The sequence below is a fragment of the Phormidesmis priestleyi ULC007 genome (genome assembly GCF_001895925.1).
In the GTDB taxonomy this organism is placed as follows: domain Bacteria; phylum Cyanobacteriota; class Cyanobacteriia; order Leptolyngbyales; family Leptolyngbyaceae; genus Phormidesmis_A; species Phormidesmis_A priestleyi_A.
Genome location: NZ_MPPI01000006.1, coordinates 80,462 through 93,122 on the forward strand (window position 1 = coordinate 80,462; position 12,661 = coordinate 93,122).

Sequence of the window (12,661 nt, forward strand, 5' to 3'; positions counted from 1 at the left end):
AGCCATGAGCAAAAAAGCTAACTTATTGAATGCTGATAATAATGAGATGCGGCGATCGCTGCTGCACAAAATTCTAGCGATCGCTACTTTAAAACCACAGCATTCGCTATGGGTTAATTTTTTCATTCTATTAAGCATTTTATTCGCATTACCAGCACGGGCAGATGTTTCAATTAACAAGTCATTTAGTCCGTCAATCATTAATCCTGGAGACACGTCTAAGCTGACCATCAAGTTGTTTAACTCATCGGCGGCAGTCGAACAAAAGCAGGCAACTTTTACCGATACTCCTAATCCTGGCATTCAAATTGTTCCAGGCACCGAGGTCACAGACTGCGGCGGAACCTTAGCAGCGACGAGTAGCTCCATCAAACTTACAGGCGGTACTATTGCTCCCAATGGAGAATGCACCGTGACGGTTAATGTCACCTCCACCACTGCCGGAAATAACTTCAACACGTTGCCAGTTGGAGCGCTGCAAACCGTTAACGGAACCACCGGAACCATCGAAAAAAATCTCACTCCAGCCAGCGCCACTCTTCAAGTCATCACACTCTCACCCATTTCGGGCACAAAAGGTTTCACACCTAGCTTGGTTCCTCCTTCTGGGATTTCTAGAGTGAAAATCACGTTGAGCAATTCCAACTCGATCGCCATTTTTGGTACGTCTTTTACCGATGACCTGCTGCCGATCGGATTAAAAGTTTCAGGAACTCCTAATCCAACGATCGTCTGTTCCGCTGGGGGAAATGGGGGCGGAGTGATCACTACTGCCGCCGATAACAATTCGTTTAAAGTAAATAGCTTGACTCTCCCAGCAAGCGGTAACTGTGTGATCGAGATTGATGTGATTGCTCCGTCAGGCAATGGCAAATATCGCAACACGATTGCTAAAGGCGCAATTACAACGGGTCGTGGAGTCACTAACGATCAGGCATTTTACGACGATATTGAGGTCGATGGTCGAGTTCGGATTGCAAAGACTTTTTCTAAAATAACCGCTAACATCGATCAGGTTTTCATCCTGACAATCACAGTTACGAATGGCACAGTGAGCAGTTTAAACAATGCTGGACTAACCGATAATCTTCCGACTGGATTGCAAATTGCACTAACGCCTAGAAAATCAACTGACTGCACTGGCGGCACAGTCGGCGGCAACGCAGGTGACACTAGCGTTACTCTCAGAGGTGGCACTATTCCGATCGCGACCTCTACAGGATTCGGAATTTGCACCATCAAAGTTGATGTGGTTGGTAAAACAGCCGGAATCTATACCAACACGATCGGAGCAAACGCACTCACCAACACTGAAAACATCACGAATAGCAACGCAGCGAGTGACACGATCACCATTACCAGTTTTACAGGCGGTGGCGGAACGGGAAAAGACTCGCTGACGATCGACAAGAGTTTCAGCCCTCCAACGATTCCAGCAGGCGGAATCTCTATCTTGACGATTACCCTCAGCAACCCAGCCAGCAACGTCAACCTGACCGCGTTAGAAATCAAAGATACGTTGCCCGCTGGGATGACCGTCGTTTCAGGAAAACGGATCTTTCACACTTGCACCCTAACAGGTTCGTCCTCATCAGATAACCCAGTTAACAGCAACCAGGTGAGCATTTTTAATACTACTCTCCCGGCGGGAAGAACTTGCACGATTACAGCAGACGTAACGGTGCCGTTAGAAGGCATTTATAAAAACACGATTCCAGCCAAGCAGGTGGTCACAAAAGAAAAAGTCACCAATGATAGTGAAGCCTCCGCCAGTTTGATCACGACTGCGGGAGTTCGGATTCGGAAATCTTTTGTCAGTCCCACGATCGCCATCGGCGGAATTTCTCGAATGCGAATTGATATCGAGAATCCTCAAACCTACCCGATTACTCAGGCAGCGTTTCTAGACAACTTCGTGCAGTCCAATACGGCTGACAACTTCAGGGTCGCCAATCCAGTCAACTTGACTAATAGCTGCGGAGGAACCATCACCGGAAACTCAGGCGCGATTAAACCCGGAGATACCGCTCTGTCATTAGCTGGCGGCGTTATTCCACCTGCCTTTGACAGTGCAACTCCGGGTAAGTGTTCAATTTTGATCGATGTCACTAAGCCCAAAGCCAGTGCCGCGACCAACACGATCGCGGCAGATGCCTTTACCTCCCAACAGGGAGCGACCAATCCTCTCGCGGCGACGGCAAAATTGACCGGGGTCACTACGATCGGCATCACCGTCAACAAAGAGATTAATCCGGTGAGCGTCGCAGGTGGCTCTTCAGCAACAATGACGATCGACCTCACCAACCAAGACTCTTCAGCCTCTCTCAACGACGTAAAGTTTACCGACACGATGCCCACGGGGATGACGATCGCAACTCAGCCCGACTTAACCAACACCTGCGGAGGAACGCTAACTGCTGTTCCAGGAACTAGTAGCTTATCGTTGGCAGGTGGCACGATCGCGCCGAGCGGCACCTGCAAAATCACCTTGAGCATCACCTCGACCACTGCCGGAAACTTAACGAATGTGATCACTGCAAACGCAGTCACCACGAGAGAAGGCGCAAAAAATCCTCAAGAGGCCAAGGCATCCATCACATTTTTGCCTCGTCCTGGAGTCTCAAAAGCTTTCTCTCCGAGTGCAGCGACGATCGGTGATGTGGTCAAACTCACGATCACTATCTCAAACTTCAACAACAGTTCGTCGCTTAACAGTGTCGGCATCACTGACACTCTACCGACAGGATTAGTGATTGCTTCTCCCAGCAATGCTGCGACAGCCTGCACTAACGGCAGTGTGACCACCTCCACAGACAGCGTAACTTTAGCTGGAGCAACAATGCCTCCCCAATCGTCCTGCACCGTTTCTGTAGATGTTAAAGCCATCACAGCGGGGGCACGAACTAATACGATCGCTGCCAAAGCGCTGTTAACCGCCAGCGGAGATACTAATTTAGAGCCAGCAAGTGCCAGCTTTACCGCTAGTTCTTCGTCAAACCCGCATCTGGTTTTGGTCAAGCGGATTACTGCGATCGGCAAAACCACATCTGGCACGTTTACCGGAACTTCAATCAATGGATTCAACGATCTAACAACAGGTGCCAACGCGGGAGACGATAACGACCCCGGTTGGTCAAGCACAGCGTATTTGAGGGGCGCTTTTGACACAAGCCAAATTCCAGCGGCTAATCAACCTCAGCCCCAGGATGAGATGGAGTACACGATCTACTTTCTCTCGAATGGTGCCGCAGACGCTAAAAACGTCAGCATCTGTGATTTTGTGCCCCAAAACACGACTTACGTGATCAATTCGCTGCAACGCTCGATCGGCACCGGAATGCCCACGCCGATCTCAGATCCGGTAGGAGGCAGTGACACCGATGGCGGCTTTTATGGCGGATCTGCTTTTCCAACCACTTGCACGGGCACCAGTCCTGGAAATGGAGCCGTCTTGGTAAATGTGGGTCAGGTTGACCGCTCGATCGGATCTGGAAATCCCGCTACTTCCTATGGGTTTATCCGCTTTCGCGCCAAGATTAACTAGCTGATGACGAAGTTCACCAGTTTCCCAGGCACGACGATCACTTTCTTAATCTCCTTGCCGTCGATGTGTCGCCGCGCGGCATCTGATTCGCGGGCAGATTGCTCGATCGTCGCCTTGTCTGCCTGAGCCGGAACTTGAATTGTTCCTCGCGTTTTACCCATCACTTGAATCACGATCGTGATTTCATCTGCCACCAAAGCGGCCGGGTCAAGCATCGGAAACGCTTGCGTATGAATTGAATCGGTGTGCCCCAGCAGATGCCACAGCTCTTCAGCGATGTGAGGCGCAAAAGGAGCCAACAGCCGCAGCAAAGTCTGAATCCCTTCTGCGTAAACAGGAGACTCTTTAATCGCGGCATCACTCAGCGCATTACTCAGTTTCATCATCTCTGAAACGGCAGTGTTGAACTGATAGTCACCTTGCAAATCTTCAGTGACTTCTTTAATTGCGATGTGAATCGATCGCCGCAGTTCCTTTTCAGGCTTACTCAATGAACCCTGAACTCTAATTCCTGAACCCGGTGCAAACTCTGTGACTAAACGCCAGATCCGGTTCAAGAATCTAAACTGTCCTTCAACATCTGCGTCTTCCCATTCCAAATCTTTTTCGGGTGGCGCTTTAAATAAGATGAACATTCGAGCCGTGTCAGCCCCATATTTTTTAATCACATCTCCGGGTGCTACGCCGTTATATTTTGACTTCGACATTTTCTCGTAGACGACTTCTAATTTGTCGCCCGTCTCAGGATCGATCGGAGTCGTCAAATCTGCAATCTGAGTCGCGATCACATACTTTCCGGTGCGTGGATTTTTATAGGTTTTGCCCTGCACCATACCCTGTGTTAGCAACCGTTGAAAAGGTTCGTCAACCTTGAGCAAGCCCCGATCGCGCAACACTTTTGTGAAAAATCGCGAATACAGTAAATGCAAGATCGCGTGTTCAATGCCGCCAACGTATTGATCAACGGGCATCCAATCATTAATTTTCGTGCGATCGAAGGCTGCGTGATCATTTTTAGCATCGGGATAGCGCAAAAAATACCACGACGAATCCATAAAAGTATCCATCGTATCGGTTTCTCGTTTTGCAGGAGCGCCGCAGGTCGGACACGGCACATTTACCCAAGCGTCTAATTTCGCCAACGGAGAAGCCCCACGCCCCGAAAACTCAACATCTTCGGGCAACTTCACGGGCAGATCAGCATCAGCAACCGCACCGCAATTGGGACAATGGACGATCGGAATCGGCGCACCCCAATAGCGCTGACGCGAAATCAACCAATCTCGCAACCGATACTGAATTCGAGCGTTGCCCCAACCCGCCTGTTCTGCCTTTTGAATGATCGCTTGTTTCGCATTGGGAGACGGCATTCCATCAAATTCAGCAGAGTTAATCAGCACACCTGGCTCTGTGTAAGCAGCCGTTAGAGGAGTCGCTACATCGCCGCCTTCAGGAATGATTACAGGGACGATCGCCAACTCATTCTGTTGGGCAAACACAAAATCTCGCACGTCATGAGCCGGAACGCCCATCACTGCCCCGGTTCCATACTCATACAGCACATAGTCTGCAATCCAGATCGGAATTTCTTCCCCTGTAAAGGGATTGATCGCCTTGCCGCCCGTCGGAATTCCGCGTTTTGGCTTGTCTTCCGCAGTCCGTTCTAGCTCGGTTTGCGTCGAGACTTCTTGAACAAATGCGTCAATGGCTGCTCTGCGATCGCTGACTGTTACTCGTTGCGTCAGTGGATGTTCAGGAGCCAACACCACATAAGTCACGCCATAAACCGTATCAGGACGAGTCGTAAACACGCCAACTTTCTCATCCATTCCCATGATCGGAAACTCTAAATAAGCGCCGACTGATTTGCCAATCCAGTTGGCTTGCATCAGCTTGACGCGATCGGGCCACCCGGTTAACTGGTCGAGATCGGTCAATAACTGTTCGGCATAATCGGTGATTTTTAAGAACCACTGACGCAATTGTTTGCGTTCGACGATCGCGCCCGATCGCCAGGATTTTCCGTCTGCATCAACCTGCTCATTGGCTAAAACAGTTTGGTCGATCGGGTCCCAATTTACTGTGGCATCTTTCTGATACGCCAATCCTGCTTTAAAGAATTCCAGAAAGATCCATTGCGTCCAGCGATAATAATCGGGCGAACAGGTTGCAATCTCTCGATCCCAATCAAAGGAAATTCCCAATTGATTGAACTGATCCCGCATCTGAGCAATATTCTGATCAGTCCACTTTGCCGGGTGAATATTCCGCTCGATCGCCGCATTCTCCGCAGGCAGACCAAATGCGTCCCAGCCCATCGGGTTCAACACGCGATAACCCTGCATTCGCTTCAGACGCGCAATCACATCCACGATCGTATAGTTCCGCACATGCCCCATGTGAAGGTCGCCAGACGGATAGGGAAACATCGATAGCGCATAAAACTTTTCTTTACTGCTATCTTCTGAAGTCCGGTTCAGCCCATGCTGATTCCACACTTGCTGCCACTTTTGCTCAATGTCGGCGGGGTTGTAACGAGACTCCACGATCGGAACTCCTAACTAAGCTTTAACGATTTAATTTAACGTCAGTTCGACGAGTTTTTTCGCTGCGTTGTCATCGGCTTCTGCCCCCTAAATCCCCCATTCTGGGGGACTTTGAACCGGAAATTTTGGCTTGAAGTCCCCCAATTTGGGGGATTTAGGGGGCTTCCCGAATTTACACTGCCTTCGGCTCAACAAAGCTGCTCGGAGCGAACCGCTTCTGTCGAACTGACGTTGATTAAACTATTGTGACACTTTCTACTCACCACAGAGGTAATTTGCTCGATGAAGCAAGTTGGCAATAAAAACAATCCGCAGCCAGACTGAACGACTGCGGACTATGAGCTAGAAGAGCCGATTCTTAATGCGCCGAGCTATTCGATTTCACCCCGGTAGTAGCTTTGGGAGTAGTTGCCTCTTTAGGAATCGCCAACACGGGTTGATCGAGCGCGACTAATAGCCCATCACTTTCAACGCTAGGCTGTGAATTAGTCACCGCAGGCTGCGAAGTCTTGATTGCCACTTGTGAAGCCGGAGGTCTAACTATCGGAGAAATGATCGTCACCGCTCCGACAAAAAGAGCCGCGATCGCTGACCCTCCCCAAACCAGTGAGAGTTTTGGTCTACGCTCAACCTGAGCCAAGACTTTCTCAACCGTCTGCTCAACGGGCTGACTGGGCTGCGGCACAGGCAGAGAACGGAACCCTTGACGCAGCATCATTAAACGAGCGTGAAGCTTTTGCACCGTGACATCATCGACTAGCCACTCTTCGACCTGCTTGCGCTCGGCGGCAGTCACCTCGCCATCTAAATAGGCACTCAGCAACTCAAAGCGATCGCGTTGCAGAGTGGTTGACTCAAACGAATCTTTAGGGGAAGCCGGATCGGAGGATGGTTGCATGGAATTATTAAGCGGATCTAAATCAGGGTTCATCGTGGAATCACTTCTCTTGAAATGAGAATACCCAGTTGTCATCAACACAAGTTAGTCTACCGAAGTCAATCTGAGAAATTCAACTGACGCAAGTCGTAGTAATTACCGCAGTCAAGAAATATTAGCAGAAACAAATTGTAAATACATTAGGAGTCATCAGAACTTAAAACCTCAGCCTCCATCTAAATATTGCTGTAGCTGAGTCTGCAAACGATGTCTCGCTCTCGCAATCCTAGACTTAACCGTTCCTAAAGAAACGCCAGTCAGTTCAGCGATTTCTTCATAAGCCATGCCCTCAATCTCTCGAAGCACGATCGTCGTGCGAAACACTTCGGGCAAGTCAGCGATCGCTTCATTGAGCTGGTCATAAAACTCGCGGGTCGTCAAATCTTCTTCAGGGCCAGGAGTGGCTGAAGCAATCTCCCAGTCTAATTCGCCATCATCTAAGGTGAGGGGCGCATCTAGAGAAAGCGGACTTGAGTTACGCTTACGCTTTCGCAACTCGTCATAAAACAAGTTGGTTGCGATTCGACTCAGCCAGCCTCGAAACTTGATCGGGTCGTTGAGTCGCTTGACGTTGCGATAGACCCGAATCCACACTTCTTGAGCCAGGTCAGCCCGATCTTGCCAATCAGGAGCCAAGTGGTAGAGAACTTTGTCAACGTGAGACTGATATCGCCGCATGAGTTCAGCAAACGCCGCTTTCTCTGGACGATGCCCGGTCTGACACTGCAAAACTAAATCGTAGTTAGGGAGTTTTTCTGCTTGCACTGGCGTTTGAGAAGCGGTTGCCTCAACCGAAGACCAGGATACAGGAAAGGATTGACTCATGGGCGGAATTCGCTCTAAACGTTCCTACATTCTTTCTCCCATGACACAAACTCTGTTTTAGAAGTTCCCTGATAATCTCCCAATCTTTCCGGTTGTTTCACCAGCATATCTCGCACACGGCGCAAAATATCTTTTACTGGCAGAGCGGGTTTCAGACTACTGATAGATGACTCAACTTATTTGTCATGCAGAGCCGCACTCGCCAAAAGCATGGTGACTTGTTTTTGAATGGCTTGCATCGGCTGTGAGCCTGCTGTCTCTTGCGCTGATGTTGCAGAAAGCCCTAAAAGACAGTTGAGTGAGAATGTGATTATGATTGCTAGTAGTAATCTCTCAGTCATCGTTATTTTCCCCCACAAGACCTGCACACCAATAAGTAGATGAAATTGTAGATTTAGAAGAGTGCTTCAATCGGTTTTAGCAGGCTCTTCCAACCTCAAGAATGCACTTGCACCTATAAAGTGCCCTATGTTCCGAAAAGAAATCTAGGTTAATTTATGAAGAAGCGTTGAAGTTTTTGCCTTTTTTGAACGAGAGTTTACGATCGTCTGTCATCTCCGATCGTGCTTCCCTAACGCTTAGGGCTGCTACCTTGTTCTTCACGCTGAGACGATCACTTCCGGAATGCTATTAGTAAAGTACGATCGTGGTTCGACAATTGCGACCGTGATTCCACAGAGCAATTTTAAGAAACTCTGAAGTTCAAAAAAGTGTGACTAGACTCAGCAGAATGGCGAGTAAAAACCAGGATGTTACGTTTCCTCGCCATTTAATGGTGCTGTGTATGGGGACTGGCATTTTGCTAATTGCGTCCCAGTGGCAGCAAATTTCAGCGCTTCCTCGCACGGCTTTGTCTAAGATTCAAGTCCCTAGTTTTGTTAAACCAGAGCCAATGGCAAAAAAGCCGTCTCCAAAAGTCGCGGCTAAACGTTTAAAGCTGGTGGTGGATCTCAGCGATCGCCGCGTCTATGTTTATGAGAAAGACCTCAAAAAAGTTAGTTACCCTGTGGCGATCGGGCAACCGGGCTGGGAGACTCCGATCGGAACCTCCAGCGTGTCGCAAAAGTATCAAGACCCTGTTTGGCAACACCCAATCACCGGAGAGAAGGTTTTACCCGGAAAAAGAAATCCCCTCGGCAAGTGGTGGATTGGGTTTGGGTCGGTCGGAAGCTTGCTGATCGGCTTTCATGGAACCAACGATGAACGACTAGTGGGTCAACCCGTGTCTCATGGTTGCTTAAGAATGAGAAATTCAGACATTGGAAAGCTTTACAAACAAATATCTACCGGAACACCCGTCACGGTAAAACCTTAAAACAGCAAAAAAAGGGCTTAGGATTGTAAATTAAATTAAGACCAGAGCTTGCGTACGGGCATGGCACTGCCGTGCCCATTGACCTTGCAAGTAACCGATATGATTGAATTCACGATCCTTAAGCTCCTCACCTCCAAGATTGTGATGAGACTTTTGACTATCGGCTTGGCTCTGACTCAAAGTTAGGCGCGTAGGCTTGCAGCAGAGTGCTAACTTGCGCCAAAATTTCGTCTTTTGATTTTTTGCCGATCGCTTGCCGCTCAGGAAAAAATTCGGGACGATCGAGGCTGCGAGCGATCGCGGCACCGACCTGTTGAGCAATGAGTCCTTGTAGTTCTTCTTTGGCTCGTTGACGTTGATAAACTGCACCTTCTTCAGTCGTGGCATAAAGCGGCAATAAGCGATTGAGCGCATAAGCCGCAATATCGCCGAGATCTAACGTGCGATCGCTCGTCGCTTCGATCTCCGCAACTCGTGCGATCGCCTCCGTCAACACTAATTCTTCCATCACATTGATAAATTGCTTTCGGGGAACTGCTACGACTTCGCCTGTTAGCAGCGCTCCCATCAGCCGATCTAAAGCCATATACTCTTCGATCAACAGTTCTGAAGCTGCATCGCAAATGCGCCCCACCTCAGCTTCCATTGCTGGTGTCAAATAGCCGTCTTGTAAGGCTTGTTCAACAATTTTGACTATACTCATAGCGCCTTTTTAAACTCCAAGCAGCAGTTTGATATAGACAACCCCCGAATCATTCTGCCCTAGATTCTGTGTCAAACAACACTTCAATTACGCAGAATTATAAAAAGTTATGCAGTTTGTGCAATAAGGGTGTGGCGATCGTTAAGAGATCGATCGCTCTTTTATGATTCCCTTAACAAACTCCCTGAAAACTTAGTATTCTAAAGTTTATAAACTGTAATATTTCTTCTAATATTTAGAACCCGTGCAAGAAGATTTCCGGTTAATCGTCGATCTCGTCTCGGTTTTGGCTGCCGCTGCCGCAGGAGGCTTGCTGGCTGCATTGCTTAAACAACCCGTCTTGCTAGGATATCTTCTGGCAGGCGTGGTGGTTGGCCCAACTGGGCTAGGGCTGATTAAAGAAGTTGTGCAGGTAGAAACACTGGCTCAGTTTGGAGTTGCCTTTCTCTTATTTGCACTGGGCGTTGAGTTTTCTTTCTCAGAGTTGAAGAAAGTCAAAGCCATCAGTTTGGGAGGCGGTGGGTTACAGATCACGCTGACGGTTTTGGTGACTACTCTGGTATCGCTTGGCTTAGGTTGGGTCACGTCTCCAGCCCAAGGCGTGTTTTTAGGGGCGATTCTCTCTCTGTCCTCGACTGCCGTTGTGCTGAAGTGCTTGATGGAGCGCAATGAAACAGGCACACCTTACGGACAGGTGATGTTGGGCATTTTGGTGGTGCAAGACTTGGCGCTCGGTCTGATGCTGGCAGTTCTCCCGGCACTAGATAAACCTGTAGAAGAAATTGGACTGGCAGTCGGTTGGGCGCTGATTCAGACTGGGCTTTTTGCCCTCGGCGCGATCGCTGCTGGAATTTGGGTGATTCCGCCGCTTTTGAGATTGCTGGCAAAAACCGAGAGTCGTGAGCTATTTTTGCTAGGAGTTGTGGCCATCTGTTTGGGCATTGCGCTGCTGACTGAGCATTTAGGACTGTCGATCGAAATGGGTGCCTTTGTCGCCGGGTTAATGATCTCAGAGGCAGAATACGCCGATCAGACGCTCACTTATGTCGAGCCACTCCGCGATATTTTTGCGTCGCTATTTTTTGCGTCGATCGGAATGCTGATCGATCCGGTCTTTCTCTGGAACAATATAGAGTTGATTTTAGGATTAGTCGCGATCGTATTTGTCGGCAAGTTTTTGATCATCACGCCTCTTGTCCGACTGTTTCGCTATCCCCTTAAAACGGCACTGATTGCCGGATTGGGACTAGCCCAGATCGGAGAATTTTCTTTTGTGTTGGCCAGTGAAGGCCTGTCACTAGGGCTAGTTTCTCGTCGCGTCTATCTGCTGATTTTAGGAACCACAGCCGTCACATTGGTGCTAACCCCTTTTGTGCTGCGATTGGTGCCCCGGCTCTTTACTTGGGCGGAGTCTCTGCCACTGCTCAAAAAATATCTTGAGGAAAGTGATGTGCCGTTAGCGATCGCCGACGATCTGCCGACCCAAAATCATGTCGTGGTTTGCGGCTATGGGCAAATCGGACGAAACATTGTGCGACTTTTGCAGGATCGTGGCTATCCAGTCGTGGTGGTTGACCAATCAGAAAGCCGGATTCAGCAAGTCCGAGAAGCAGGGCTGCCTTATATCTATGGCAACGCGGCGAGTCTGCACGTTTTAGAAAAAGCGGGGGTTGCTCACGCCCAAGGGATGGCGATCGCCTTGCCCGACCCGATGAGCACTCGTCTCTGCCTCAAGCGTGCGCTAGAAATTGCCCCTGATCTGGATATCGTCGTTCGTGCCAACCAGGGAAAAGACATTGAGTTGCTTTATCAGTTGGGCGCAAGAGAAGTCGTTCAGCCAGAATTTGAAGCCAGTTTAGAACTCTCAGCCCACTTGCTGAATGGTGTGGGTCTGCCCTTGCCAGCAATTCAGCGAGAAGTGCAGCAAATTCGCAACTCGCACTATTTAGAATTGCGTCCTGAGCGCCCGTCGGCTGAAATTTCTCGCGAGTTAAAAGCCGCAACCGAGGAGATGAACAGCAAGTGGTATCCGCTGCCTGAAGAATCGCCGCTCACAGGGATGACGTTAGAAGAAACCGATATTCGACGGTTAACGGGCGTGACCTTGATGGCAATTCGGCGAGCGGGTGGGGCTGAACTAGACTACCCCGATGCCGCCACCACGTTAGAACAGGGCGATCGCTTGCTAATTGTGGGCGAATCGGATGAGCTAGCCGCCTTTGACGAGTTAGCCAAAGGAGAAGCGGCGGTTCCGGCTGAAAATGCGTCGTGTCAGTGGATACAGGTGCTTGAAGATAGCACGATCGTCTGCAAAACCCTGGCGGAGTTAGATTGGCGACGGCAGTATAAGATTCAAATTCAGGCAATTCGGCGAGAAAACAAATTTTTGCGGTTTCCTGCCGATGATGTAGATGTGCAAGCAGGCGATCGCTTACTGCTGTGCGGAAGTTTTCACGCTTTAAACCAAGCGACGACTTCTATCTCGCCAAAATTTGAGCTTTCAATTCTGCCGATTTCCATCGATTCAGCAGAGCTTTAGGCTTTTGGTTTGACGTAAACGATCGCTTGTCGCCAAACAATCACAGGCTGGTCATACTGATCCAACACACAGATACAATGGTGGTCTTGCCAGCGCACTTTTCCGGTCAGCAAATCGCCCGTGACGAGTTTCATCTCAACTTCTTTTTCTTCACGAATCACGGTTTGAATTTGACGAACGCTCGGCAGTCCAGTATCTAGTTCAATAGCCATGCTGAGTTCCTTTCTTAAAATGATCAAGGGTTAGCAGTGA

The 12,661-nt window shown here is 49.2% G+C and carries 9 protein-coding genes; 3 read left to right on the plus strand and 6 right to left on the minus strand.

Features of this window, described 5'->3' with window-relative positions:
* Positions 1 to 4: 4 nt before the first annotated feature.
* Positions 5 to 3,544, plus strand: coding sequence for a beta strand repeat-containing protein (locus tag BRW63_RS07305; RefSeq protein WP_073070251.1), 3,540 nt, complete (start codon positions 5 to 7; stop codon positions 3,542 to 3,544).
* Here the strand turns inward: BRW63_RS07305 and leuS are convergent.
* The 4 genes from leuS to BRW63_RS28170 form a co-directional block, all read right to left on the minus strand.
* Entirely contained in the window at positions 3,541 to 6,090 is a 2,550-nt protein-coding gene (gene leuS, locus BRW63_RS07310) for a leucine--tRNA ligase (protein WP_073070252.1), read from the minus strand. The genes BRW63_RS07305 and leuS overlap by 4 nt on opposite strands.
* A gap of 358 nt (positions 6,091 to 6,448) precedes the next feature.
* A complete protein-coding gene (locus BRW63_RS07315; RefSeq protein WP_143162023.1) occupies positions 6,449 to 7,021 on the minus strand; it encodes an anti-sigma factor family protein in 573 nt (190 codons plus the stop codon).
* Positions 7,022 to 7,192: 171 nt separating this feature from the next.
* Positions 7,193 to 7,852, minus strand: a complete 660-nt coding sequence (locus BRW63_RS07320; RefSeq protein ID WP_073070253.1) for a sigma-70 family RNA polymerase sigma factor — start codon at positions 7,850 to 7,852, stop codon at positions 7,193 to 7,195.
* Between the two features lie 176 nt (positions 7,853 to 8,028).
* The gene (locus tag BRW63_RS28170; RefSeq protein WP_181314363.1) at positions 8,029 to 8,193 is read right to left on the minus strand and encodes a hypothetical protein; all 165 of its coding nucleotides are present in this window, start codon (positions 8,191 to 8,193) and stop codon (positions 8,029 to 8,031) included.
* 389 nt (positions 8,194 to 8,582) lie between these two features.
* Here BRW63_RS28170 and BRW63_RS07330 point away from each other — a divergent pair, with 389 nt between their 5' ends.
* The gene (locus tag BRW63_RS07330) at positions 8,583 to 9,167 is read left to right on the plus strand and encodes a L,D-transpeptidase (RefSeq protein WP_073070255.1); all 585 of its coding nucleotides are present in this window, start codon (positions 8,583 to 8,585) and stop codon (positions 9,165 to 9,167) included.
* Between the two features lie 157 nt (positions 9,168 to 9,324).
* On the opposite strand, the gene BRW63_RS07335 is transcribed toward BRW63_RS07330, so the two are convergent.
* Positions 9,325 to 9,870, minus strand: a complete 546-nt coding sequence (locus BRW63_RS07335; protein ID WP_073070256.1) for a late competence development ComFB family protein — start codon at positions 9,868 to 9,870, stop codon at positions 9,325 to 9,327.
* A gap of 244 nt (positions 9,871 to 10,114) precedes the next feature.
* Here BRW63_RS07335 and BRW63_RS07340 point away from each other — a divergent pair, with 244 nt between their 5' ends.
* The gene (locus BRW63_RS07340) at positions 10,115 to 12,409 is read left to right on the plus strand and encodes a cation:proton antiporter (RefSeq protein ID WP_073070257.1); all 2,295 of its coding nucleotides are present in this window, start codon (positions 10,115 to 10,117) and stop codon (positions 12,407 to 12,409) included.
* Here BRW63_RS07340 and BRW63_RS07345 read toward each other — a convergent pair.
* Positions 12,406 to 12,621, minus strand: a complete 216-nt coding sequence (locus BRW63_RS07345) for an Hfq-related RNA-binding protein (RefSeq protein ID WP_073070258.1) — start codon at positions 12,619 to 12,621, stop codon at positions 12,406 to 12,408. The genes BRW63_RS07340 and BRW63_RS07345 overlap by 4 nt on opposite strands.
* Positions 12,622 to 12,661 lie beyond the last annotated feature (40 nt).

Excerpts from the sequence above, each read along its gene's own strand:
- BRW63_RS07345 (WP_073070258.1), bottom strand. The coding sequence starts at position 12,621 with ATGGCTATTGAACTAGATACTGGACTGCCGAGCGTTCGTCAAATTCAA.
- BRW63_RS07305 (WP_073070251.1), top strand. The coding sequence starts at position 5 with ATGAGCAAAAAAGCTAACTTATTGAATGCTGATAATAATGAGATGCGG.
- BRW63_RS07315 (WP_143162023.1), bottom strand. The coding sequence starts at position 7,021 with ATGAACCCTGATTTAGATCCGCTTAATAATTCCATGCAACCATCCTCC.
- BRW63_RS07330 (WP_073070255.1), top strand. The coding sequence starts at position 8,583 with ATGGCGAGTAAAAACCAGGATGTTACGTTTCCTCGCCATTTAATGGTG.
- BRW63_RS07335 (WP_073070256.1), bottom strand. The coding sequence starts at position 9,870 with ATGAGTATAGTCAAAATTGTTGAACAAGCCTTACAAGACGGCTATTTG.
- BRW63_RS28170 (WP_181314363.1), bottom strand. The coding sequence starts at position 8,193 with ATGACTGAGAGATTACTACTAGCAATCATAATCACATTCTCACTCAAC.
- BRW63_RS07320 (WP_073070253.1), bottom strand. The coding sequence starts at position 7,852 with ATGAGTCAATCCTTTCCTGTATCCTGGTCTTCGGTTGAGGCAACCGCT.